The organism is Geodermatophilus dictyosporus (assembly GCF_900115505.1).
GTDB lineage: Bacteria > Actinomycetota > Actinomycetes > Mycobacteriales > Geodermatophilaceae > Geodermatophilus > Geodermatophilus dictyosporus.
This window is the reverse complement of record NZ_FOWQ01000001.1, coordinates 137,615-151,744: the sequence shown is the minus strand read 5'-3', so window position 1 is coordinate 151,744 and position 14,130 is coordinate 137,615. Positions and strand designations below refer to the sequence as shown.

Here is a 14,130-nt window from a genome sequence, read left to right as displayed (position 1 = left end):
ACCCGGTCGGCGCGGGAGTCAGGCGCGGCGGCCCAGCAGCGCCAGCACCTGCGCCTGCCGGCCCGCGCCCTCCGGCGCCTCCAGCCGCCTGCAGATGCCGTCGGTGTAGAGGGCGTCGCCCCAGCTGCGGGCCCCGTCCTCGACGCGGTCGAGCTCGGCGTCGGTCAGCGCGGCGTCCTGGCCGGTGGCGGTGGCGAGGTCCCAGCGGTGGACGACGAGGTCCCAGACGTAGAACTCCTCGAGGGTCTCCCCCACCGTCGTGGGGCCGGCGAAGCCGTCGTACCGCTGCCCGGCGACGGCGGGCTCGCCGACGGCGGCCAGCACCCGCTGGGCGTGGTCGCGCAGCCCGGCGGCGGGGTCGGTGAGGTCGGGCGCGGGGCCGAGGTCGATCCCCCGGCCGGTGAGGAACTCGCGCTGGGTGTCGACCAGGTGCCCGACGACGTCGCGGGCGGTCCAGCCCTCGCACGGCGAGGGCGCGTCCCAGCCGCCGGCCGGGACGGCGTCGACGACGGCGAGCAGCGGTTCGAGGGCGGCGGCGTAGGCGGCCGCGACGGGGGTGGTGAGCGTGTCCATGACGCCAGGCTGGCGGGTGCGGCAGCCTGGGTCTTGATGGAACCCGACACCGCGTCCTCCCCCGCCCCGGGCCGGCCCGACGCGATCGAGCGCGCGCACCTGCGCGACCCGCGCGACGCGACCGCCGTCGTCCACCGCTACGAGGTGGCCGGGCCGCTGGCCCCGCTGGTGCAGCGGTTCTGGATCCCGGTGTGGTCGGTGCCGCCGGGACAGGAGTCGGTGCAGCGGGTGCTGCAGTACCCCGCCTGCCTGGTGGTCGTCTCCCCCGACTACGCCCGGTTCCACGGCGTGGTGCAGGGCCTGTCGACGACGACGCTCTCCGGTGACGGCTGGGCGGTCGGCGTCATGCTCACCCCCGCCGCCGGCGCGCTGGTCGCCGGCGGCCCGGTGGCGCCCTACACCGACCGGCACGTCGACGTCTCCGCGGTGCTCGGGGACGACGGCGCGCAACTGACCGCGGGGGTGCGCGCGGCGATGGCCGGTGACCCGTCCTCGCCCGGCGCGCACGCCGCCGCGATGGCGGTCTACGAGGACGTGCTCACCCGCTTCCTGCCCGTGGACGCCGACGGGCTGCTGGTCGACCGGGTGGTGGCCCTGGTCGAGTCGCGGCCGGACCTCACCCGCGTCGACCAGCTGTGCGCGGAGACGGGGCTGTCGGAGCGCGCGCTGCAGCGGCTGGTGTCGCGCCGGCTCGGGCTGACGCCCAAGTGGCTCGTGCAGCGCCGCCGGCTGCATGAGGCGGCCGGCCGGCTGCGCGAGCGGACGACGACCGTGGCCCAGCTGGCCGCCGAGCTCGGCTACGCCGACCAGCCGCACCTCACCCGCGACTTCGCGCGGGTGACCGGCATGACGCCGGGCGAGTTCGCCGCCCGCTACGGGGACCGGTAGCCGGCGCCCGCCCCGCCGGGTGTCGACCTGGTGTCGTCCCCGGCGCGCGGAGGCGACCCCGGGTCGACGGCGGGCACCGTCAGCCGGAGACGACCTGCCGCTCCGGCTCGATCCAGATCGTCACCCGCTCGGTGGTGATGTTCTCCGGCGGGTAGGGGCGCCCGTCGTACTTCTGCGACAGCTCGTCGATCTGCGCCCGCGCCTCCGGGCCGGTCGAGGTCTCGGCCACCCGGCCGCGCACCTCGGCGAAGCGGTAGGGGTCGGACTCGTCGCGGATCGCCAGCGTCACCCGGGCGTCGCGCTGCAGGTTCTCGAACTTGCGCCGTCCGGTCTCGGTGTTGACGTAGACCCGCTGCCCGTCGGTGCCCACCCAGATGTACTGCGTCTGGATGCGCCCGCTGGGCAGCAGGGTGCTGATCGCCGCGTAGTTGGGGCCCTCCGCGAGCTCGCGGGTGACCGGGTGCAGCTCGGGTCCGTCCTGGGTGTCCGCCACGCCGCTCCCCTACCCGTGGCGGGCGCCGCCACGCGCGACGGCCGTGCCGCCGGCCGGTTCGGGACGACGGCGTATCGTCCACCCCGCGCGTCACACAGCCGGCGTGCCACGGGGCTCGCCCCGCCGTCCGAGGGTCCTGCAGCAGCCGGGACCCGACGTCCCCAGCCGGCTCCCGCTGCCGGCACCGCCTGCTCGGAGTGACTCGCGTGAACCCCGCGGACGGCCGGCTCCCCGGCGTCCTCCTCGACCTCGGCCTGGTACCGGTCGACCGGCCGCTGCCCCTGGTGCTCGAGCAGGTGGCCGGCCTGGCCACCGAGGCGCTGGGCGGCCAGCCGGCGGTCTCGGTGACCGTCGTGGGCACCGACGGCGCGAGCACGGTGGGGACCAGCGCCCAGGTGGCGGCCGACCTGGACGCGGTGCAGTACCGCGCCGGGCGGGGGGCGTGCCTGGACGCGGCCACCACGGGCGAGGTCCGGGTCCTGCCCGACGCGGCGTCCGAGCGGCGCTGGCCCGAGCTGGCCCGGGCGGCGGTCGCCGCCGACCGGCGGGGGCTGGTGTCGGCGGGCTTCCCCGCCGGCCGGTCGGTGCCCGGCGGGCTCAACCTCTACCTGCAGCCGGCCCTGCAGGCCGACACCGGGCTGCGGGCGAGCGCCGAGCGGTTCGCCACGCACGCGGCGGTCACCGTGGGGAACACGCTGCTCTACGCCAGGACCGCCCAGCTGGCCGAGCACCTGCAGGTGGCGCTGGACTCCCGGGCGGTGATCGACCAGGCGAAGGGCGTCCTGATGGAGCGCTACCGGCTGACCGCGACGCAGGCCTTCGAGGCGCTGACCCGGGTGTCGAACCAGACCAACACGAAGCTGCGCGACGTCGCCGTGCACGTGGTGGAGACCGGGCAGTTCCCGCCGGTCTGAGCGTCGGTGCCGGGGCGGTCCCGCCACCCGGCGTCTGGAGTGGCGGGACCTGACCACCACGGCCCCCCGGAGGGTCACGACGGCTCCTCGTAGTGTCCCTGCGCGACGGCGTCCGCGCTCTCCGTGTCCTCCCGGGAGCGCCCGCTCAGCCGCGCAGGCCCTCGACGACCGCGGCCAGGTCCACCGCGCCGGGGTCGCCCACCCGCTCGGTGGCGGCCTCCATGGTGGCCAGCACCGCGGCGGTGAGCCGGTCGGCGACCCCGGCGCTCCGCAGCGCGTCGCGGATGAGCCGGGCGTCCTTGGTGGCGCCGGGGAGGGCGAAGCTCGGCGGGTACTCGCCCGACAGCATCAGGCCGCCCTTGAGGTGGGCGTAGGGCGAGTCGACCGGCCCGCCCTCGATCGCGTCGAGGAAGCGCTGCGGGTCCACGCCCAGGCCGCGGGCGAGCTCGATCGCCTGCGCGGCGCCGGTGGTGAGCATGAACAGCCACGAGTTGCAGGCCAGCTTGAGCCGGCTGCCGGCACCGGCCTCACCGAGCCAGACGGTCTTCGAGCCCAGCGCGTCGAGGACCGGGGCCAGCCGCTCGCGGGCCTCCTCCGGCCCGCTGGCCAGCAGGGTGAGCGCGCCCCTCGCGGCGGGCTCCCGGGTGCCGAGCACCGGGCAGTCGACGAGCACGAGGTCCAGCTCGCGGGCGGCCACGACGGTGCGGTCGGCGCCCTCGACGCCGACGGTCGAGGTCTGCAGCCACGTGGTCCCGGCGGCGGGGGCGGCCTGCCGGACGACGTCGAGCACGGCGTCGGCGTCGATCAGCATGGTGAGCACCACGTCGGCGCCCGCGGCCGCCTCGGCCGGCGAGCCGAACGCCTCCGCGCCGGTGTCGGTGAGCGCCTGCGCCTTGGCCGGGTCGCGGTTCCACACCCGCACGGGCAGGCCGGCCCGCCGCAGCGAGGACACCATCCCGGCGCCCATCGTCCCCGTCCCGAGCACCGCCACCGTCAGGTCCGTCATGCCCCGATCCTGCGCGGCGCGGGGAGCGGGCGCAGGTCAGCCGTGCCAGGCGTGGCCGTGGCTGTGCACGCCGTCGGGCCCGTGCCGCTCGTCGGGCACCGGGCCGCCGTCGTCCGCGACGCGGTCGGCGCCGTCCCGCTCCTCGGCGCGGTTGCGGCGCAGGTCGACCACCCCGAGGACCAGCGCGGCGGCGGCGCCCAGGACGGACACGCACAGGCCCGCCGCCGCGGCCACCGGGTAGTCGTCGCCGGTGGCCGAGAGCACCAGGTAGAAGAGGCCGGGCAGCGCGGCGGTGCCGACGGCCGCCCCGAAGCGCTGCGCCGTCTGCAGCCCGCCACCGGCCGAGCCGGCCATGGCCACCGGCACGTCGCGCAGCGTCATCGTGATGTTGGGCGAGATGACGAACCCGCCGCCGAGGCCGCCGACCAGCAGCGCCGGCGCGATCGCCCAGCCGGCCGCCGACGGCGGCACCAGCAGCAGCACGACCGCGGCCGCGGCGAGCCCGACCATCACGCCGACCAGGCCGTACACCGTCAGCCGCCGCCCGTGGCGCTCCACCAGCCGGCCGGCGACGACGGCCGAGCCCGCCGAGCCGAGGGCGAACGGCGTCACCGCCAGCCCGGACTCCAGCGGCGTGTAGCCCAGGCCGGTCTGGAAGAACAGCGCGAAGACCAGCCAGATGCCGCTGAAGCCGACGAAGTACACCGTGCCCAGCGCGGCGCCGATGCCGTAGCCGCGGGTCCGGGTGACCAGCCGGGGGTCGAAAACCGGCTGCCCGTCGTGGGCGACCACCCGGCGCTCCCAGGCGGCGAACACCGCGAGCAGCAGCGCACCGACGACGAACAGCCACCACAGCCGGGACAGCCCTCCGGACTCCGCCTGCACCAGCGGGAACAGCACCGCCAGCGCCCCGGCGCCGAGCAGCAGCACGCCGACGACGTCGATCCGGCCGCGGCCGCCCGACCCGCCGCGCGGCAGCAGCCGCAGGGCGAGCAGGAAGGCGACGACGCCGATCGGCACGTTGACGTAGAACAGCCACCGCCACCCGTCCGGCCCCGACGCCAGGCCCAGGATCGCCCCGCCGGCGACCGGCCCGACGGCGGTGGAGATGCCGACGGTGGCACCGAAGAGGCCGAACGCCCGCCCGCGCTCGGCGCCGCGGAACAGCTGCTGGATGAACGCGGAGTTCTGCGGCGCCAGGCACCCGGCGGCCAGTCCCTGCACGAGGCGGGCGGCGACGAGCCAGCCGGCCGACGGCGCCGCCCCGGCCGCGGCGCTGGCGACGACGAAGGCGGCCAGCCCGAGGAGGAACAGCCGGCGCCGGCCGAACGCGTCGCCCAGCCGCCCGGCGGGGACGAGCATCAGCCCGAAGGTCAGCGCGTACCCGGAGACCACCCACTGCACGGTGGCCGGGCTGGCGCCGAGGTCGCGCTGCAGCGAGGGCAGCGCCACCGACACGATGCTCACGTCGAGCAGGCTCATGAAGCCGACGACGAGGGTGACCGACAGCGCGCTCCACCGCTTGGGGTCGGGGCGGTACTCCTCCGGACCGCCGGACGAGGTGCGGGGGGCGTCGGTCACGGAGCGGGGTGGCACGACGAGGTGCCCTACCCGGTCGTGCGTGACCGACACCCGCCGCCCGGCGCCCGGAGGCCTCCGCCGCCGTGCGGTGCCCCTCAGTCCAGCACTGCGGTGGCATCGACCTCGACGAGCAGGTCCGGCTCGGCCAGGGCGGCCACCGGCAGCAGGGTCACCGGCCGGGTCAGGTCGCGCTGGAGCCGCTCCTGCGCGCGGCTCACGCCCTCCCCGAGCGCCGCGAGCTTCGACGGGTGCCAGTCGACGACGTAGAGGGTCACCTTCGCGACGTCGTCGAAGCTGCCGCCGACGGCGTCCAGCGCGGTGGCCACGTTGAGGTAGGCCTGCTCGACCTGGGCAGCGAGGTCGCCGGGGCCGACCCGCTCCCCCGTGGCGGTCCGCGCCACCTGGCCGGCCAGGTAGACGGTGCGGCTGCCGCGGGCGACGGCCAGCTGCCGGTAGACGCCGGGGACGGGCAGGCCGGGCGGGTCGATCAGCTCGACGGTCATAGTTCCTCCTGGTGGATCACGGGGCCATAACATAGCGCTGCTATGTCATACTCGTCCAGTGCCCCGACGACCCGACCCGGCCGTGCGCACGCTGCTCGTCGAGCGGGCGGCGCGGATGCTCGCCGACCGCGAGCCGGTGACGCTGCGTGCCCTGGTCGAGGGCACGGGCGCCTCGACCATGGCCGTCTACACGCACTTCGGCGGTATGCCGGGGCTGTGGAGCGCCGTCCGGCAGGAGGGCTTCACCCGCCTCGCCGGGCGGCTGGCCGCCGTCCCCCGCACCGCCGACCCGGTGCACGACCTGGTCGCCCTCGGCGTCGCCTACGCGCGCAACGCCCTGGACGCGCCGGAGCTGTACCGGGCGATGTTCGACGCCCGGGCCGACCTCGCCGACGCCCTGGCCGCCGACGCCACCTTCGACCGGCTGGTCGACGCCGTCGCCCGCGCCCGTGACGAGGGACGCCTCTCCCCGGCGACCGACCCGCGTGCCCTCGCCACGCAGTACTGGGCCGCGGGGCACGGGCTGGTCTCGCTCGTCGTCCAGGGCGTGCTGCCGGCCGGCGGCCTGGCGCCGCTGGCCACGCGCACCGCCGTCGCGCTGCTCACCGCGGCCGGCGACGAGCCCGACCGCTGCCGGGCGTCGGTCGAGCGCGCGTGGGCGGCCGGCTGACACAGCGCAAGAACGGTCGGGCGCCGGGGCCGCCCGGGTCGCCAGACTCGACGGCGTGACACCACCGGGCCGCGACCGCCTCCGCGAACTGCTCGACGCCGTCCTCGACGAGGACAACCGGACGTTGTCGGACATGGCCGGCGACGCCTACGCCTCACCGTTCCACTTCAGCCGGCAGGTGTCGGGCGGCGCCGGGGAGTCCCCGGTGGCGCTGCGCCGCCGGGTGGTGCTCGAGCGCGCCGCCTGGCAGCTGCGCCAGGGCGCCTCGGTCACCGAGGTCGCCTTCGCCGCCGGCTACGAGTCGGTGGAGGGCTTCAGCCGCGCCTTCGCCCGTGCCTACGGCCGCACACCCGGCTCCCCCGACCCGGCGACCGGGGGGCGCGACGCGCACTGGCTGCCCGCGCCGAACGGGCTGCACTTCCACCCGCCGTCGTCGCTGTGGGTCAGCGACGAGCCGGTGCGCCGCGGCGGCGACGCGGTGACCGCGCTGATGGTGCACCACGGCGTCGAGGACACCCGCGCCCTGCTGGAGCTGGCGAAGGGCCTGCCGGACGAGGAGTACCGGCGGGTCCGCTCCCCCGGGCTGACCGTGCTGCCCTGGGACGGCCCGGAGGAGACGCTGGCCGCCGTCCTGGACACGCTCGTCTGGAGCCTCGAGGTCTGGGTCGCCTCCGTCGAGGGCGCCGACCACCCGGTGCGCGGCGCCGACGACGCGGTCGCGCTGCTCGAGCGGCACGACGCGGTCGCCCCGCGCTGGCTGGCCGTCGTCCGCGACGTCGCCCGCCGCGGCGCCTGGAACGACCGGCTGGTCGACGCGCTGTGCGAGCCGCCGGAGAGCTTCGTGCTCGGCAGCGTCGTGGCGCACGTGCTCACCTTCTCCGCGCACCGCCGGCTGCTGGCCCGGCACTGGCTGCGCGCGGCCGGCGTCGCGGCCGACGCCGGCGACCCCATCGAGTGGCTCTCCCGGAGGGAACGATGACCCGCACCGTCTACTACACCGCCACCACGCTCGACGGCTTCATCGCCAGCCGGGAGCACTCGTTGGACTGGCTGCTCTCGCGGGAGGCCGACCACGAGGGGCCGATGGGCTACCAGGCGTTCGAGAAGTCCGTCGGGTCGCTGGTCATGGGCGCCTCCACCTACGAGTGGGTGCGCGAGCACGGCGGGCCGGACGCGTGGAGCTACACGCAGCCGGCCTGGGTGCTCACCCACCGGGAGCTCACCCCCTACGACGGCGCCGACATCCGGTTCACCGCCGCCGACACCGACGAGGAGCTGCGCGCCCTGCACGCCGAGATGGTGGCCGCGGCCGGCGACCTCGACGTGTGGGTGGTCGGCGGCGGGCCGGTGGCCGCGCGGTTCGCCGGGGCCGGGCTGCTCGACGAGGTCGTCGTCTCCATCGCGCCGGTCACCCTGGGCGCCGGGATGCCGCTGCTGCCGGCGCACGTGGAGCTGGTGACCCGGGAGGTCGCGCAGAACGGCGAGTTCGCCGTCGTCCGCTACGACGTCGTCCGGCCCGACTGACCCCGCGCCTCAGGCGCTTCGGATCACCGAGACGTCGAACTCGACCTGGATGCGGTCGCTGACCAGCACCCCGCCGGTGTCCAGCGGGGTGTTCCAGGTCAGCCCCCAGTCGCTGCGCTTGATGGCCAGCGCGCCCTCGAAGCCGACGCGGGTGTTGCCGAAGGGGTCCTTCGCCGAGCCGGTGAGCGTGAACTCCACCGACACCGGCCGGGTGACGTCGCGGATGGTGAGGTCCCCGGCCACCTCGTAGACGTCGTCCTCGACCTGCTCGACGTCGGTGGAGCGGAACACGATCTCGGGCCAGCGCTCGACGTCGAGGAAGTCCGGCGAGCGCAGGTGCGCGTCACGGTCGGCCTGGCCGGTGTCGATGCTCGCCGTCCGGATGCGGATGGTGACGCTGCTGGCCGACGGGTCGGCCGTGTCCAGGTGCGCCTCGCCGGAGAAGTCGGTGAAGGCCCCGCGCACCGTCGTCACCATGGCGTGCCGCGCGCGGATGCCGATCCGGGTGTGCGCGACGTCGATCGTGTAGTCGCCGGTGACGTCGACGAGCGCGGTGGTCGCCGCGTCGAAGTCGGTGGGACCGCTGTCAGGTGCGCGGTGCTTGGCCACGGGTCCGTCCTTCCCCCCTCGGTGACCACCCATCCTCGCCGATCGTCCCGCCCGGCACACGGGCGGGCTCCGTGCGGCTCACCCCGGGCCGGGGCGGAAGGGGTTGCGGCCCGGGCGGAACAGCGTCTCCTGGGTCAGGCTCGCGGCCAGCACGCCGTCCCGGGTGGTGATCGAGCCGGTGTACCAGCCGCGACCGGCGGAGACGGTCGCCGGCACCAGGTCCACCAGCACCCACTCGTCGAGCCGGGCGGGCCGGTGGAACCACAGCGCGTGGTCCAGGGTCGGGCCCGGGGACGCCTCGTCCTCGGGCAGCGCGGACAGGCCGGTGCCGATGTCGGAGAGGTAGGTGAGCACGCAGGCGTGCAGCAGCGGGTCGCCGGGCAGCGGCACCGTGGCCCGGGACCAGAAGCGGGTGGGCCAGGCGGCGCCCGCGTACGGCTGGGCCGGACGGCGGCTCTCCATGGAGAACAGCCGAGGCAGCGTGAAGGGCGGGCAGTCCTCCGGCGCCTCGGCCGCCGGCGCCGCGGACACCTGGAGGTCGGGGCCGGCGGTGGGGGCCTGGAACGACGCCGACATCGACAGCACCACCTCGCCGCCCTGGACGGCCACCACCCGGCGGGCGGAGAACGAGCCGCCGTCACGGTCGCGCTCGACGCGGAAGACGGTGGGCCGGGCGGCGTCGCCGGCGCGCAGGAAGTAGCCGTGCAGCGAGTGCGGGAGCCGGTCGGGCGCGACGGTGCGCCCCGCGGCCAGCAGCGCCTGCGCGGCGACCTGGCCGCCGTAGAGCGGGAACGGGTCGGCGAAGACCAGCAGGCTGCGGTAGAGGTCCCGGTCGACCTCCTCGAGGGTGAGGACGTCGGTGACCGTCGGGGCGCCGGCTGTCTGCTGCACGACGGGTCAACGTAGCCGCGGCCCGGGTCCGCCCCTCGGGGCGGACCCGGGCCGCGCGGACTACAGCAGCTCGAGGATGGTGGCGTTGGCCTGGCCGCCGCCCTCGCACATCGTCTGCAGGCCGTAGCGGATGCCGTTGTCGCGCATGTGGTGCACCAGCGTGGTCATGATCCGCGCACCGGAGCCGCCGAGCGGGTGGCCGAGCGCGATCGCGCCGCCGTTGGGGTTGAGCGCCTTGGCGTCGCCGCCGAGGTCGGCCAGCCAGGCCAGCGGCACCGGGGCGAAGGCCTCGTTGACCTCGAAGGCGCCGATCTCGTCGATCGACAGGCCCGACCTCGCCAGCGCCTTGTGGGTGGCCGGGATCGGTGCGGTGAGCATGACCACCGGGTCGGCGCCGGCCAGCACCGCGGTGTGCACCCGCGCGACGGGCCTCAGCCCCAGCTCGGCGGCCTTCTCCGACGTCGTCATCAGCAGCGCGGCCGAGCCGTCGGAGATCTGCGAGGAGTTGCCGGCGGTGATGACGCCGTCCTCGGGCTTGAACACCGTCTTGAGCGTGCCGAGCTTCTCCACGGTGGACTCGCGGATGCCCTCGTCCTGGCTGACGACCGTGCCGTCGGGGGTCGTCACCGGGGCGATCTGGGCGTCGAAGCGGCCCTCGGCGCGGGCGGCGGCGGCCTTCTCGTGCGAGGCCACGGAGAACTCGTCGCACTGCTGGCGCGACAGGCCCCACCGCTCGGCGATCGTCTCCGCGCCGAGCCCCTGGTTGATCTGCGCGCCGCCGTAGCGCGCGCGGAAGCCCTCGCCGAACGGGTCGGCGCCGGCCCGGGCGGTGCCCATCGGCACCCGCGACATCGACTCCACCCCACCGGCGACGACGACGTCGTAGTGGCCCGCGACCAGCCCGGCGGCGGCGAAGTGCACCGACTGCTGCGACGAGCCGCACTGCCGGTCGACCGTCACGCCGGTCACCGACTCCGGCCACCCCGCGGCCAGCACCGAGGTCCGCGCGATGTCGAAGGTCTGCTCCCCGACCTGGGACACGCAGCCCCAGATGACGTCGTCCACCTCGGCCGGGTCGACGCCCGCCCGCTGCACCAGCGAGGTCAGCACGTGCGCCGACAGGTCGACCGGGTGCACACCCGACAGCCCGCCGTTGCGCTTGCCCACCGGCGTGCGCACCGCCTCGACGATCACCGCATCACGCATCGTTGCTCCCCTCGACCGGCTGTGGTGCCCGGCACACTACGAGCACTCGCCGCAGGTGTGTCAGCGCCCCCGCCACACCGGCGTGCGGCGCTCGGCGAAGGCGGTGGCACCCTCCCGGGCGTCCTCGGAGGAGAACACCGGCTCGATCAGCTCCTGCTGCCGCGCCCAGCCCTCCTCGGCGGTCCAGTCGGCGGTGTGCCGGGCGATCTCCTTGGTGGCCGCCACCGCCAGCGGCCCGTTGGCCGCGACCACCTCGGCGAGCTCGACGGCGGCGTCCAGCGCCCCGCCCTCGTCGACGACCCGGTTCACCAGCCCGACGGCGGCCGCCCGCTCGGCGTCGATCGGCCGGCCGGTCAGCAGCATCTCCATGGCCACCGCGTACGGGACCCGCCGCGGCAGGAACAGCGCCGCGCCGGCCGCGGCCACCAGCGACCGGGTCACCTCGGGCACGCCGAAGCGGGCCGAGCGGCCGGCCACGACGAGGTCGCAGGCGAGCACCAGCTCGAACCCGCCGGCCAGCGCCCAGCCCTCGACCGCGGCCACCAGCGGCTTGCGCGGCGGGGTCTGGGTGATCCCGCACAGCCCCCGGCCCTCGATCGCGGGCCGCTCGCCGCGCAGGAACGCCTTCAGGTCCATGCCGGCCGAGAAGGTGCCGCCGGCGCCGGTGAGCACGCCGGCGCGCAGCTCGTCGGAGCCGTCGAGCTCGTCGACGGCGGCCGCGACCGCCTGCGCCACCGCGCCGTCGAGGGCGTTCTTCGCCTCGGGCCGGTTGATGGTGATGACCTGGACGGCGCCGCGGCGCTCCACCAGTACGGGCTCGGTCACGGGGCGGGCCCCTTCCTCCGCGGCGGGCCGCGGCTCCTGCGCCCCCGTCAGCGGGGGCGCGACCACTCCTCCAGGACGGCCTGCGCGTCGGCCGGGCCGGCCGGCGGCCGCGCGGGCGGGCCCGCCGGCGTCCGGGAGAAGCGCGGCGCGGGTGCGGCCTGCAGCACGCCGTCGACCTCGACCAGCGTGCCGCGCCCGGCCAGGTGCGGGTGCGCGGCGGCCTCGGCCGGGTCGAGCACCGGGGTGACGCAGGCGTCGGTGCCGTCGAAGACCCGCTCCCAGTGCTCGCGCGGCCGACTGGCGAACGCCCCGGCGAACAGCGCCCGCAGCCGCGGCCAGCCGGCCCGGTCCATCTGCGGGGGCAGCTCCTCGGCGGGCAGGCCCAGTCCCGCGAGCAGCGCCGCGTAGAACTGCGGCTCCAGCGCGCCGACCGCCACGTGGCCGCCGTCGGCGCAGCGGTAGACGTCGTAGAAGGGCGCGCCGCCGTCGAGCAGGTTGGTGCCCGGCCGGTCCGACCACGCCGCCTGGCCGCGCAGCGACCACATGAGCTGGGACAGCAGCGCCACGCCGTCGACCATCGCGGCGTCGACCACCTGCCCGCGGCCCGAGCGCGACCGCTCGTGCAGCGCGGCCAGCACGCCGACCAGCAGCAGCATCGACCCGCCGCCGTAGTCGGCGACCAGGTTCATGGGGAAGCGCGGCGACTCGCCCTGGCGGGCCAGGGCGGCGAGCGTGCCGGTCAGGCCCAGGTAGTTGACGTCGTGGCCGACGCGGTCGGCCCAGGGCCCGTCCTGCCCCCACCCGGTCATCCGCGCGAACACCAGCCCGGGGTTGCGGGCCAGGCAGTCGTCGGGGCCCAGGCCCAGTCGCTCGGCCACCCCGGGCCGGAAGACGTCGAGCAGCACGTCGGCCCGGTCCACCAGGCCGAGCACGAGCTCGCGGCCCTCCGGCGTCTTGACGTCGGCGGCCACCGAGCGCCGCCCGCGCAGCACGACGTCGCGGCCGCCGGCGCCCACGGACAGCCCACCGGAGGGCCGCTCCACCCGGACGACGTCGGCGCCGAGGTCGGCCAGCACCATCGCCGCGTGCGGCCCGGGGCCGATGCCGCCGAGCTCGACGACGCGCAGCCCCGCCAGCGGGCCGGTCCCGCCGGCGCTCACGCCGGGGCCCGCAGGTGCCGGTCGAAGAAGCGCAGGATCCGCCCCCAGGCGTCCTCGGCCGAGGGCTGGTGGAAGGACAGGCCGGCGATCCGCTCCAGCACGGAGAACGGCCCGACGTCGTGCCGGTTGAGGAAGGAGTGCCCGGCGTCGGGGTACTCGACGACGTCGTGCTCGACGCCGGCCGCCTCGAGCGCCGCCGCCAGCCGGCCGGCCGCGCCGCGCAGCGCCACGTCGCGGCGCCCGTAGCTGGCCACCACCGGGCACGCGCCGCGCAGCACCTGCTCCAGGTCGGCCGGCAGCGGCCCGTAGTTGGGCGCGGAGACGTCGAACCCGCGGGTGGCGCCGTAGAGCGCGAACCTCCCGCCCATGCAGAAGCCGAGGACGCCGACCCGGCCGGTGCAGTCCTCGCGCCCGGCGAGGAACCGCCGCGCGGCCTCCAGGTCACCGAAGGCCGGGCCCTCCCCGCGGGCGAGGGACCGGAACGTCGAGCGCAGGCAGCGCACCGCGCCACCGGCGGAGAACAGGTCCGGGGCGAGCGCGAGGTAGCCGGCCGCGGCCAGCCGGTCGGCGTGCTGCCGGACGTCGTCGGTCAGCCCGAAGACCTCATGGACGACCACCACCCCGGGCCAGGGCCCCTCGCCCACGGGCGGCACGGCGAGGTGGGCGCGCAGCCGCGGCGTGCTCGCGCCGCCGGGGATCTCGGTGGTGGGCAGGACGGCCTCCCTGGTCGCGGCGCAGCGGGCGCCGCCGACGCTAGCCCGCAGGTGTGTCCGGCGTCTCGGCGGGCCGCCCCGTCGGGGTCGCGGTCACCTCGCGGGGGCCGCCGACGTCGTGGCCGGCCGCGCAGCGCAGCCCGAGCGACACCGGCGCGCCGCAGTCGCGGTGGGTGAGCGCGAGCGGCGGGGCGCCGTCGCCGGCCAGCCACCGGTCGCCCCACTGCATCAGCGCGACCAGCGCCGGGTGCAGGTCGCGGCCCCGGTCGGTGAGCCGGTACTCGTGCCGCTCGCGCTCCCCCGGCGCCCGGTAGGGCACCCGGACCAGCAGCCCCTCGGCGACCAGCCGGTTGAGCCGGTCGGTGAGCACCGCCCTCGGCGCGCCGAGGGCGCGCTGCAGGTCGGCGAAGCGGCGGACGCCGAGGAAGGCCTCCCGCAGCACCAGGAGGCTCCACTTCTCCCCCACGACGGCCAGGGTCCCGGCCACCGAGCAGCGCGCCCGGTCGAAGTCCTGACCGGGGTCCGGCGTGGTGGCGGTCACCGGTGCAGCCTAGGTCACGCTGGGTTCGGTTGA

17 protein-coding genes are annotated in these 14,130 nt (G+C 76.6%); 5 read left to right on the top strand and 12 right to left on the bottom strand.

Annotated features, from left to right (window positions below):
• Positions 1-18 precede the first annotated feature (18 nt).
• Positions 19-573: a TIGR03086 family metal-binding protein gene (locus BMZ33_RS00760; protein ID WP_091106816.1), complete on the bottom strand. Its 555-nt coding sequence runs from the start codon at positions 571-573 to the stop codon at positions 19-21.
• Between the two features lie 36 nt (positions 574-609).
• Between BMZ33_RS00760 and BMZ33_RS00755 the strand changes: the two genes are divergently transcribed.
• Positions 610-1,461: a helix-turn-helix domain-containing protein gene (locus tag BMZ33_RS00755; RefSeq protein ID WP_091106815.1), complete on the top strand. Its 852-nt coding sequence runs from the start codon at positions 610-612 to the stop codon at positions 1,459-1,461.
• A gap of 79 nt (positions 1,462-1,540) precedes the next feature.
• Here BMZ33_RS00755 and BMZ33_RS00750 read toward each other — a convergent pair whose 3' ends face one another.
• The gene (locus BMZ33_RS00750) at positions 1,541-1,954 is read right to left on the bottom strand and encodes a TIGR03618 family F420-dependent PPOX class oxidoreductase (protein WP_091106813.1); all 414 of its coding nucleotides are present in this window, start codon (positions 1,952-1,954) and stop codon (positions 1,541-1,543) included.
• Between the two features lie 206 nt (positions 1,955-2,160).
• Here BMZ33_RS00750 and BMZ33_RS00745 point away from each other — a divergent pair, with 206 nt between their 5' ends.
• A complete protein-coding gene (locus BMZ33_RS00745; protein ID WP_091106811.1) occupies positions 2,161-2,868 on the top strand; it encodes an ANTAR domain-containing protein in 708 nt (235 codons plus the stop codon).
• Between the two features lie 145 nt (positions 2,869-3,013).
• On the opposite strand, the gene BMZ33_RS00740 is transcribed toward BMZ33_RS00745, so the two are convergent.
• The 3 genes from BMZ33_RS00740 to BMZ33_RS00730 all read right to left on the bottom strand — a co-directional run bounded on the left by BMZ33_RS00740 (position 3,014) and on the right by BMZ33_RS00730 (position 5,958).
• The gene (locus BMZ33_RS00740) at positions 3,014-3,874 is read right to left on the bottom strand and encodes an NAD(P)-dependent oxidoreductase (RefSeq protein WP_091106809.1); all 861 of its coding nucleotides are present in this window, start codon (positions 3,872-3,874) and stop codon (positions 3,014-3,016) included.
• Between the two features lie 36 nt (positions 3,875-3,910).
• The gene (locus tag BMZ33_RS00735) at positions 3,911-5,455 is read right to left on the bottom strand and encodes an MFS transporter (RefSeq protein ID WP_169063703.1); all 1,545 of its coding nucleotides are present in this window, start codon (positions 5,453-5,455) and stop codon (positions 3,911-3,913) included.
• A 95-nt stretch (positions 5,456-5,550) separates the two neighbouring features.
• Positions 5,551-5,958, bottom strand: coding sequence for a RidA family protein (locus BMZ33_RS00730; protein ID WP_091106807.1), 408 nt, complete (start codon positions 5,956-5,958; stop codon positions 5,551-5,553).
• A 58-nt stretch (positions 5,959-6,016) separates the two neighbouring features.
• On the opposite strand from BMZ33_RS00730, the gene BMZ33_RS00725 reads away from it, so the two are divergent.
• Genes BMZ33_RS00725 through BMZ33_RS00715 form a run of 3 tightly spaced genes read left to right on the top strand, consistent with a single transcriptional unit; the run spans position 6,017 to position 8,152 of the window.
• Entirely contained in the window at positions 6,017-6,628 is a 612-nt protein-coding gene (locus BMZ33_RS00725) for a TetR/AcrR family transcriptional regulator (RefSeq protein ID WP_169063702.1), read from the top strand.
• A gap of 55 nt (positions 6,629-6,683) precedes the next feature.
• On the top strand, positions 6,684-7,607 hold the full coding sequence (locus tag BMZ33_RS00720; protein WP_169063701.1) for a helix-turn-helix domain-containing protein: 924 nt from the start codon (positions 6,684-6,686) through the stop codon (positions 7,605-7,607).
• Entirely contained in the window at positions 7,604-8,152 is a 549-nt protein-coding gene (locus BMZ33_RS00715) for a dihydrofolate reductase family protein (RefSeq protein ID WP_091106804.1), read from the top strand. The genes BMZ33_RS00720 and BMZ33_RS00715 overlap by 4 nt, the downstream gene beginning before the upstream one ends.
• Positions 8,153-8,161: 9 nt before the next feature.
• Here BMZ33_RS00715 and BMZ33_RS00710 read toward each other — a convergent pair whose 3' ends face one another.
• The 7 genes from BMZ33_RS00710 to BMZ33_RS00680 all read right to left on the bottom strand — a co-directional run bounded on the left by BMZ33_RS00710 (position 8,162) and on the right by BMZ33_RS00680 (position 14,097).
• Positions 8,162-8,761 carry a YceI family protein gene (locus tag BMZ33_RS00710; protein ID WP_091106802.1) on the bottom strand — a complete coding sequence of 200 codons (600 nt, stop codon included), beginning with the start codon at positions 8,759-8,761 and terminating at the stop codon, positions 8,162-8,164.
• 78 nt (positions 8,762-8,839) lie between these two features.
• A complete protein-coding gene (locus tag BMZ33_RS00705; RefSeq protein WP_091106799.1) occupies positions 8,840-9,652 on the bottom strand; it encodes an acyl-CoA thioesterase in 813 nt (270 codons plus the stop codon).
• Positions 9,653-9,712: 60 nt separating this feature from the next.
• The gene (locus BMZ33_RS00700) at positions 9,713-10,858 is read right to left on the bottom strand and encodes a thiolase family protein (RefSeq protein WP_091106797.1); all 1,146 of its coding nucleotides are present in this window, start codon (positions 10,856-10,858) and stop codon (positions 9,713-9,715) included.
• Positions 10,859-10,918: 60 nt separating this feature from the next.
• A complete protein-coding gene (locus tag BMZ33_RS00695) occupies positions 10,919-11,683 on the bottom strand; it encodes a crotonase/enoyl-CoA hydratase family protein (protein ID WP_091107785.1) in 765 nt (254 codons plus the stop codon).
• Positions 11,684-11,730: 47 nt separating this feature from the next.
• A complete protein-coding gene (locus BMZ33_RS00690) occupies positions 11,731-12,843 on the bottom strand; it encodes a CaiB/BaiF CoA transferase family protein (protein WP_091106795.1) in 1,113 nt (370 codons plus the stop codon).
• Positions 12,840-13,541 carry a dienelactone hydrolase family protein gene (locus BMZ33_RS00685; RefSeq protein WP_280139175.1) on the bottom strand — a complete coding sequence of 234 codons (702 nt, stop codon included), beginning with the start codon at positions 13,539-13,541 and terminating at the stop codon, positions 12,840-12,842. The genes BMZ33_RS00690 and BMZ33_RS00685 overlap by 4 nt, the downstream gene beginning before the upstream one ends.
• Before the next feature lie 55 nt (positions 13,542-13,596).
• Complete coding sequence (locus BMZ33_RS00680) at positions 13,597-14,097, bottom strand: winged helix-turn-helix transcriptional regulator (protein WP_091106791.1); 501 nt, start codon at positions 14,095-14,097, stop codon at positions 13,597-13,599.
• Positions 14,098-14,130: the final 33 nt, after the last annotated feature.

Excerpts from the sequence above, each read along its gene's own strand:
- BMZ33_RS00760 (WP_091106816.1), bottom strand. The coding sequence starts at position 573 with ATGGACACGCTCACCACCCCCGTCGCGGCCGCCTACGCCGCCGCCCTC.
- BMZ33_RS00755 (WP_091106815.1), top strand. The coding sequence starts at position 610 with ATGGAACCCGACACCGCGTCCTCCCCCGCCCCGGGCCGGCCCGACGCG.
- BMZ33_RS00740 (WP_091106809.1), bottom strand. The coding sequence starts at position 3,874 with ATGACGGACCTGACGGTGGCGGTGCTCGGGACGGGGACGATGGGCGCC.
- BMZ33_RS00730 (WP_091106807.1), bottom strand. The coding sequence starts at position 5,958 with ATGACCGTCGAGCTGATCGACCCGCCCGGCCTGCCCGTCCCCGGCGTC.
- BMZ33_RS00715 (WP_091106804.1), top strand. The coding sequence starts at position 7,604 with ATGACCCGCACCGTCTACTACACCGCCACCACGCTCGACGGCTTCATC.
- BMZ33_RS00700 (WP_091106797.1), bottom strand. The coding sequence starts at position 10,858 with ATGCGTGATGCGGTGATCGTCGAGGCGGTGCGCACGCCGGTGGGCAAG.